We start from the raw sequence: 5,464 nt of genomic DNA, 5'->3' as shown, positions 1-5,464 counted from the left end.
TGCCCTGCAAGGCGTTTCGCGTGGCTTCACTAACGAAGGTGGGTGCCAGGTCGACCACGTCGAGAATCTGCGCGGGCACCCCCAGCTGGGTGGCCGCCATGTTGCGCACCACCTTGGCTCGCCCGTGCATCTGTAGCACCGACGTGGCCACCGAACGGGGCAGCGACCCGCGCAGCGCCGGCAATCCGGCCGCCGCGGCGATCCCGCGGAAAATGCCGCGCAACCCGATGGTGCGCGGTGCGGTCAGATGGAATGTCTGCCCATCGCGACCGTCGGCATGCATGAGCGCGACCAGGGCGTCGGCCACGTAGTCGACCGGGACGATGTTGGTGCGCCCGGTGTCGGGCAGCATGATCGGGGTAAACCGAGGCAATAGCGCCAGCTTCCTCAAAACACCGAAGAAGTAATAGGGCCCGTCGATCTTGTCCATCTCGCCGGTGCGCGAATCGCCGACCACCACCGCCGGGCGGTAGATGCGGTACCGGAGCCCGGCCGTCTGCCGCACCAGCGCCTCGGCCTCGAACTTCGTCTGGTGATACGGGGTCGGCAGGGCCTGGCCGACGTCGAAGTCGTCCTCGGTGTATTCACCGCGAAAATTACCGGCCACCGCGATCGATGACACGTGGTGCAAAGTGGCACCGAGGCGCGACGCCAGCGCCGCAACCGCGCGAGTGCCCTCGACGTTGGCGGCTCGCTGCTCGGCGTCGCCCGCGGTGATGTCGTAGATCGCCGCGCAGTGCACGACATGATCCACCTGACCGAGCTCGGCGACGACCTCCTCGGACAGCTCAAGCGCCGGTAGCTCGCCGACCAGCGGCTTTACCCGCTCTCCCCAGTCAACGGCGAGGCGTTCGAAGCGGCCCAGTGATTGGCGCCGGACCAGCACCCACACCTGCGCATCGGGTGAGCGGTCAACCAGACGGGAAATGACTCGCCGGCCAATAAACCCGGTACCGCCGGTAACGACATACCGCATGCAGCCCATCGTGGCGGCCTAGGACCGCCACGTCAACCATCGACAGTTGGGATCAGCTGAAGTTGCGGACGCCGTCCCAGTCCACCAGGGTCCAGCCCGTCGTCGGGCTGCCGGTGATCACCACGCGCCCGAGGTTGGGTAGCGGGTGGCTGTTCATCAGGCTGAGCTTGGGGTTCTTGACGTTCATCAACGTCCACACCATGATCGCGGTGCCCTGGGAGAACACGGCGGGCTTGTTCTTACCGGCGTCGTAAATCTTGCGGATCGCAGCGCTGAACTGTGAGTTGAAATCGGAGCCGCTGACCGATCCGGGAATGCTGGTGTCCACGTCGCCTTCCAACCAGCGCACCGGAGCAAGCAAATAAGTCGAGCTGGACATCGACTCCGGCTTGCCGTTGTACCAGCCGGCGCTAAGGGACTGAAGTCCCTGAATGACCTCGACCTGCCGGCCTACCTCGGTGGCCAACGGTCCAGCGGTTTGCTGGTCGGCGGCCATCGGGGAGGAGTAGAGGCCGTCGAACTCGGTGTGGCCGACCTGATGGGCCAGCTGCTGAGCTTGGTTCTTGCCCTCAGTGGTGAGGCTGGGGCCGGGTACGGTGGTGTCGATTACCCCGTCGGCATTGGCCTGGGACTGTGCGTTTCGGATGAAAGTCAACGTGATGCTGCGGGCTTGGGGGCTGCTGCTGCAGGCGCCGACAAGCAGCGCCGCGACGAGCAAAGCTAAGACCTGCGCCGATCGCCAGCGCGGCGTAGCCGGCCGCCGCGACGCGCCGCCATGGACTTTCGGGGCAAGTGGAGTTGGCTTGACGGCCGGAGTGCAGATCGGGGTGCGCTTCACCATGGCGATAGCCTGCCCTGCGGACATGGTCGGTGGGAAGGGTTTGCGATGGTTAGGTCGAAGAAATGACGCGAATCGAGAGAATTTTGGAATCGAGAGGAGACTCGCATGCCGATTGACCCCAGTGCCGTGGGTGCGGTAACCGAGCCCGCGTTGTTCGAATGGACTGATCGGGACACGCTGCTCTATGCGCTCGGGGTGGGTGCGGGCCTCGAGGACCTCGCTTTCACCACCGAGAACAGCCATGACATTCCGCAGCAGGTGCTGCCCACCTACGCGGTGATCTGCTGCCCGGCCTTCGCCGCGGCCGGCAAGGTCGGAAAGTTCAATTGGGCGATGCTCCTGCACGGGTCACAGACCGTGCGGTTGCACGCGCCGCTGCCACCGGCCGGCAAACTCTCTGTGGTGACCGAAGTCGCCGACATCCAGGACAAGGGCGAGGGCAAGAACGCGGTCCTGATGCTGCGTGGGCGCGGGACGGACCCCGATAGCGGGACGCTGGTCGCCGAAACGCTCACCACGTTGGTGATCAGGAACGAAGGTGGCTTCGGTGGCGAGAAAGGGAAGCGGCCGGTAGCGCCGGAGTTTCCCGACCGCGAGCCCGACGCCCGCATCGACTTGCCCACCCGCGAGGATCAGGCGTTGATCTACCGGCTATCCGGCGACCGCAACCCGCTGCACAGCGACCCATGGTTCGCCACCAACCTGGCGGGCTTCCCCAAGCCGATCCTGCACGGGTTGTGCACCTACGGCGTCTCGGGGCGCGCCCTGGTGGCCGAACTGGGCAACGGCGTCGCCGCCAACATCACGTCGATCGCGGCGCGGTTCACCAAGCCGGTGTTTCCTGGCGAGACGCTCTCGACGTTGATCTGGAAGACCGAGCCGGGCAAGGCACTGTTCCGTACCGAGGCGTCCGGAGCGCAAGGGCAGGGTCCGCGTCTGGTGCTCGACGACGGCGAAGTGGAGTACGTCAGCTAACTGCTGGTCTTCGGTAGTAGTGCATGTAGGCGGCGGCTGGCACCACGACGAACGTCAGCACGATCAGCACGATCGAGAAATAGTTGGGCCCGCCATGCGGCGCCAGAATGATCGTGCGGTAATCGAAGGACACCGCCAGCGCTGCCGAGATCACCACGGCCGCTACCGGTAACACCTTGTCGGTGAACCGGTTTCGCTTCACGTTCGGGTGCTGTCCGGCACGGTCGCGGGACAGTGTGATCAGCGCGATCGGAACGATGATGAACTGGATGAATCGGGCGATGACCGCCAGGCCGGTGAGGTTGTCGTTGTCGAAGCGCAGTGCCAGCGGGAAGGCGAGTGCCAGGGATGCGGTGATGGCGAAGGCCGTCATCGGGACCCCGAATCTGTTGTTGCGCGACAGTCCGGCCGGCAGGGTCCCGGTGTCTGACAGTGCAGTCCACAAACGTGGCGCACCGAACGACGCGGCCACGTTGATGCCGAACATCGATACCAGCGCGCCCAGCACGACGATCGTTCGAAAGGCGTCGTTTCCGATGGCCGCCGCGAGTTTCACCGTGTCGGTCGATTGCACGATCTCGTTGGATCCCAACAACATTGCTACCGTCACCGCAAGCACGTAGACGATTCCCACTGCCAGGATCGCCAACGGGATGGCCCGTGGCAGGTTGCGCTCCGGTTGGTCCATCTCCTCGGCGGCATTGGCGATCGATTCGAAACCGGTAAAAGCGTAGAGCGCGGCCATGGTGGCCAGGATCAAACCCGATGCGGCGCTATGGCCGAGTGCCCCGATCTCCAGAAACCCGAACAGCGCGTACGGCGCGGGGTGGTAGACGCCCGCCGCGCTGGCCGTGCCGTAGTTGTGCACGTGCTGTGTCGCGATTATCCACAGACCACCGAGGATGAAAACGGTGAGCGCGAACACCTTTCCCACAGTTGATATTCCGTTTGCCCACTTGATCACCCGGTTGCCAAATAGGTTGATGAGCAACAAGACTGCGATAAAAAGCAGGAAAGTCAAAGTCTTCACGCTGAACAGGCTGGTATCTCGATACCAATCTTCTTCGGGGAAAACGACTTTGAGTAGCGTCGAGACGAACAGCGACGCCAGCACCCCCCAGGCGATGGATGCCACGATGGCATGCGTGACGCCGACATAGATGCCGATCCGCTGGCCGAAAGCGGCGGTTGTATAGGCGTAGGAGGCGCCGTTGGTCTTGACGTATCTGGCCGCGGTCGCGAAGACGAGTGCCATGGTGCCGGCGAAAAGACCGGCCAGTATGTAGGCGACCGGTGCCAGCGGCCCGGCTAGCTTGATCACCGCGCCGGGGGTCAGGAAGATGCCGGCCCCGATCACGGCGTTGATCCCGAGCATGACAATGCTCCAGAAACCAAGCTTGCTGATGGCAGGCCCTCCTAGCCGCGGCCGGCCCTGGATCAGGGCTGGTTAGTACACGTTCGTACCACGGGCACAGAAGAGCAGAACTTTGGTGCCGCCTATTTCCCCTACGTGCCGTCGGTGCCGTTGACGCCGTGCGTGCCGAACAAGGTTCCGCCGGTCCCCCCGAGGGCGCCAGTTCCGCCGGTTCCAGCAATAGCGCCAGTTCCGCCGTCACCCCCGCCGCCGCCATTGCCGCCGTTGCCTATCGTCTGTGCATTGCCACCGGCTCCGCCCGGCCCGCCGTTTCCACCGTTGCCGGTGCTGCCGGCGCCAGAAGGTGTGACGCCGTTGCCGGGGGTGCCGCCGTCGCCGCCGGTTCCGCCGCTACCTCCGGTTCCGGCACTGCCGAACAACAGGCCCCCATTGGCACCGGCGCCACCGGCACCGCCGAGACCACCGGCCCCGCCGTTGCCGCCGACACCGCCGCCGGCACCGAAATTGTTGCCGCCTCGGCCGCCCTTGCCGCCGCCGCCGGCGTCCCCACCATTTCCGGCGCTGCCGCCGTTGCCCGTCAGTAGCCCGCTGTGGCCGCCAGAGCCGCCAGTGCCGCCGTTACCACCGCCGCCACCCGTGCCTCCGGTGCCTCCCAAAACGACGGCGTTGCCGTCCGTTCCGATCTGGCCGACCCCACCGTTTCCGCCGGTCCCGCCGGTGCCAGCGTTACCACCGTTGCCGAACAAGCCCGCGTTGCCGCCGTTTCCGCCGTCTCCACCCCGGCCGCCGGCCCCACCGGCAACGCCGTTGTGCGTGCTGCCGCTGGCCGTCTGGGTGTTGCTGCCGCCAGCCCCGCCTGCGCCGCCGCCGCCCGCATCGCCGGACAGCCACCCGCCGTTTCCGCCAGTTCCCCCGTGACCACCGGAGCCGCCGAGAGAACCCAATTCCCTGCCATTTGTGTCTCCGCCGACGCCGCCCTGACCACCCTGGCCACCGGCGCCAACCATCCTGGCGCTGCCGCCGGCTCCGCCGTCGCCGGCGGCTCCGCCGGCGCAGTTGGTGCCACCGCCCGTCTTGATTCCGCCGGGCCCGCCTGCACCGCCGTCTCCACCGTTGCCGTACAACAGCCCGCCAGCGCCGCCGACGGCACCGGCACCGCCCGTCCCGCCGTTGTTGTTGGGAGCACCCGTTGCGGTTCCGCCGGCACCGCCTTGACCGCCCCGGCCGCCGCTGCCGACAAGACCGCGGGCATCACCGCCGACGCCGCCGGCGGCACCGCCACCGCCATGACCGGAGC

5 protein-coding genes are annotated in these 5,464 nt (G+C 66.4%); 1 reads left to right on the top strand and 4 read right to left on the bottom strand.

The window, feature by feature from the left end:
• Positions 1-976 (bottom strand): SDR family oxidoreductase (locus tag A5634_RS11200; RefSeq protein WP_155769485.1); only part of this gene is annotated, 976 nt, incomplete at its 3' end.
• 52 nt (positions 977-1,028) lie between these two features.
• Positions 1,029-1,694, bottom strand: coding sequence for a histidine phosphatase family protein (locus A5634_RS11195; protein WP_065144120.1), 666 nt, complete (start codon positions 1,692-1,694; stop codon positions 1,029-1,031).
• A 228-nt stretch (positions 1,695-1,922) separates the two neighbouring features.
• Here A5634_RS11195 and A5634_RS11190 point away from each other — a divergent pair, with 228 nt between their 5' ends.
• Positions 1,923-2,792 carry a MaoC/PaaZ C-terminal domain-containing protein gene (locus A5634_RS11190; protein ID WP_065144119.1) on the top strand — a complete coding sequence of 290 codons (870 nt, stop codon included), beginning with the start codon at positions 1,923-1,925 and terminating at the stop codon, positions 2,790-2,792.
• Here A5634_RS11190 and A5634_RS11185 read toward each other — a convergent pair.
• Both A5634_RS11185 and A5634_RS28650 read right to left on the bottom strand, forming a co-directional pair.
• Entirely contained in the window at positions 2,785-4,167 is a 1,383-nt protein-coding gene (locus A5634_RS11185) for an APC family permease (protein WP_065144118.1), read from the bottom strand. The two genes, A5634_RS11190 and A5634_RS11185, sit on opposite strands and share 8 nt — an antisense overlap.
• Positions 4,168-4,298: 131 nt before the next feature.
• On the bottom strand, positions 4,299-5,464 hold a 1,166-nt coding region (locus tag A5634_RS28650), incomplete at its 5' end, for a hypothetical protein (protein ID WP_216638731.1).

It is taken from the genome of Mycobacterium asiaticum, from assembly GCF_001673365.1.
In the GTDB taxonomy this organism is placed as follows: Bacteria; Actinomycetota; Actinomycetes; order Mycobacteriales; family Mycobacteriaceae; genus Mycobacterium; species Mycobacterium asiaticum_A.
Note: the sequence above shows the minus strand (reverse complement) of the source record. Positions and strands in the feature narration are given on the sequence as shown.